The sequence below is a fragment of the Mycobacterium celatum genome, from assembly GCF_002101595.1.
Taxonomy (GTDB): Bacteria; Actinomycetota; Actinomycetes; order Mycobacteriales; family Mycobacteriaceae; genus Mycobacterium; species Mycobacterium celatum.
Genome location: NZ_LQOM01000023.1, coordinates 1 through 3,129, shown reverse-complemented (window position 1 = coordinate 3,129; position 3,129 = coordinate 1). Strand labels below are relative to the sequence as shown.

Here is a 3,129-nt window from a genome sequence, read left to right as displayed (position 1 = left end):
TGAGTGTTCGGTATTGGGGGCGGGCTGGGTTGTCTGCGGCTCGGTTTGTGGCGTGTCCGTTTGGTGGGGTTGGGCAGCGGATGTATCGCACGGGGGATTTGGTGCGGTGGCGTGCCGATGGGCAGTTGGAGTATGTGGGGCGGGTTGATGAGCAGGTCAAGGTTCGTGGGTATCGGATTGAGTTGGGGGAGGTTCAGGCTGCGTTAAGTGGTTGTGCGGGGGTGGATTCGGCGGTGGTGGTTGTTCGTGAGGACCGTGCTGGTGATAGGCGGTTGGTGGGTTATTTCACTGGTGATGCGGATTCGGGTGGGTTGCGTGAGCAGTTGGCGGCGCGGTTGCCGGGGTGGATGGTGCCTGCGGCGGTGGTGGCGCTTGATGCGATCCCGTTGACGGTCAACGGCAAGCTTGATGTGCGGGCGTTGCCGGCGCCGGATTACCGTGGTGGGGCTTATCGGGCTCCGGCCGGCCCGACCGAGGAGATTTTGGCCGGTATCTACGCCCAGGTGCTCGGGCTCGACAGGGTCGGCGTCGACGACTCCTTCTTCGATCTCGGCGGCGACAGCATTTCGGCGATGCGTTTGGTGGCGGCGGTTAATGCTGTTTTGGGTGTTGATGTTTCGGTGCGTGTGGTGTTTGAGGCGCCGACGGTGGCGCGGTTGGTGCCGCGTCTTGGTGAGGGTGGGGGTGGGTTGGCGCCGTTGACGGCGGTGCAGCGGCCGGCGGTGGTGCCGTTGTCGTTTGCGCAGTCTCGGTTGTGGTTTGTCGATCAGTTGCAGGGGCCTTCGCCGGTTTACAACATGGCGGTGGTGTTGCGGCTGGTTGGGCGGGCTGATGTGGGGGCGTTGGGTGCGGCGTTGGCTGATGTGGTGGGTCGTCATGAGAGTTTGCGGACGGTGTTCCCGGTGGTTGGCGGTGTTGCCCGGCAGTTGGTGGTGCCGGTGGAGCGGGCTGATTTCGGTTGGCAGGTTGTTGATGCGACTGGGTGGCCGGTAGGCCGGTTGCAGGAGGCGGTCGAGGCGACGGCGGGGCATTGTTTTGATTTGGCTGTCGAGATTCCGTTGCGGGCGCGGCTTTTCCGTGTTGGCGAGGTTGAGCATGTGTTGGTGGCGGTGGTGCACCATATCGCTGCTGATGGGTGGTCGGTTACTCCGTTGGTGCGTGATTTGGGGGTGGCGTATGCCGCCCGGTGTGCGGGGCGGGCGCCGGGGTGGGCGCCGTTGGCGGTGCAGTATGCCGATTACACGTTGTGGCAGCGCGCCCAGTTCGGTGATTTGGATGATCCGGACAGTGTGATTGGTGCGCAGTTGGCGTATTGGCAGGATGCGTTGGCGGGTATGGCTGAACGTGTTGATCTGCCTACGGATCGGCCGTATCCGGCGGTGGCTGATCAGCGTGGTGCCCGGGTGGAGGTGGATTGGTCGGCGCAGTTGCAGCAGCGGGTGGCGCGGGTGGCCCGGGAGCACAATGCGACCAGTTTCATGGTGGTGCAGGCGGCGTTGGCGGTGTTGTTGGCCAAGCTGAGCTCGAGTTGCGATGTGGCGGTTGGTTTCCCGATTGCCGGGCGGCGTGATCCGGCTTTGGATGAGTTGGTCGGGTTTTTTGTCAATACGTTGGTGTTGCGGGTCGATGTGGCCGGCGATCCCAGTGTTGCTGAGGTTTTGGGGCAGGTGCGGGCGCGCAGCCTGGCCGCTTATGAGCATCAGGATGTGCCGTTTGAGGTGTTGGTGGAGCGGCTCAATCCGGCTCGGAGCTTGGCGCATCATCCGCTGGTGCAGGTGATGTTGGGTTGGCAGAACGTGCCCGGGGGTGGCGGGGATGCTGTTGGCGGGTTGGCGTTGGGTGATCTGCAGGTCACCGAGGTGCCGATCGACACTCATACCGCCCGCATGGATCTGTCGTTTTCGTTGGCCGAACGTTTCACCGACTCCGGTGAGCCCGCCGGGATTTGCGGGATGGTGGAGTTTCGCACCGATGTGTTTGACGCCGCCAGTGTTCGGTTGTTGGTGGAGCGCTTGGAGCGGGTGCTGGCGGCGATGACAGCGGACCCGACCCGAGCGCTCTCGTCGGTGGATGTGCTGGGTGAGGCTGAGCATGCCCGGTTGGATGTGGTGGGTAATCGGGCGGTGTTGAGCCGGCCGGTGACGGCGGTGTCGGTTCCGGTGTTGGTGGCCGAGCATGTGGCGCGCGCTCCGGATGCGGTGGCACTGAGCTGCCAGGGTCGCTTGTTGACGTATCGGGAGCTGGATGAGGCCGCGAATCGGTTGGCGCATCTGTTGGTTGGCCGTGGGGTGGGTGCGGGGCAGTGTGTGGCGCTGCTGTTGGAGCGCTCCGCGCAGGCGGTGGTGGCGATGCTGGCGGTGCTCAAGTCCGGTGCGGCTTATCTGCCGATCGATGCGGCATTGCCCGATGCGCGGGTCGAGTTCATGCTCACCGATGCCGCGCCGGTCGCGGTGATCACCACGGCCGCGTTGGCGCAGCGGGTGGCTGGGTATGGGGTGGCGGTTGTTGATGTCGACGACCCCGCTGTTGGTGGGCAGCCTGTTACGGCGCTGCCGGCGCCGGGCGCCGACGATATTGCGTATCTGATTTACACCTCGGGCACGACCGGGGTGCCCAAAGGGGTGGCGGTCACCCACCGCAACCTGGCTCACTTGGCGCGGTCGATGCCCCCGGATCTGCCGGCGGCGCAGGTGTGGACGCAGTGTCATTCGTATGCGTTCGACTTTTCGGTGTGGGAGATCTGGGCTGCCCTGCTTGGCGGTCACCGGCTGGTGGTGGTGCCCGAGTCGGTGACCGGTTCTCCGGATGAGTTCTGCGACTTGCTGATTGGTGAACAGGTCAATGTGTTGACGCAGACTCCGTCGGCGGTGGGTGCGTTGTCGCCGCAGGGTTTGGAGTCGGTGGCGTTGCTGCTCGGTGGTGAGCCGTGCCCGGCCGAGGTGGTCGATCGCTGGGCGCCGGGGCGGGTGGTGATCAACGCCTACGGGCCCACCGAGGCCACCGTGTATGCCTCGATGAGCACCCCGTTGCCGGTCGGCGCCGATGTGGTGCCCATCGGTGCGCCGGCATCGACCGCGGCGTTGTTTGTGTTGGATGGGTGGTTGCGGCGGGTGCCGGTGGGGGTGGTGG

At 65.0% G+C, this 3,129-nt stretch carries 1 protein-coding gene; it reads left to right on the top strand.

All coding sequences use genetic code 11. The annotated features are described in order from the left end of the window. On the top strand, positions 1-3,129 hold a 3,129-nt coding region (locus AWB95_RS07905), incomplete at both ends, for a condensation domain-containing protein (RefSeq protein WP_139818470.1).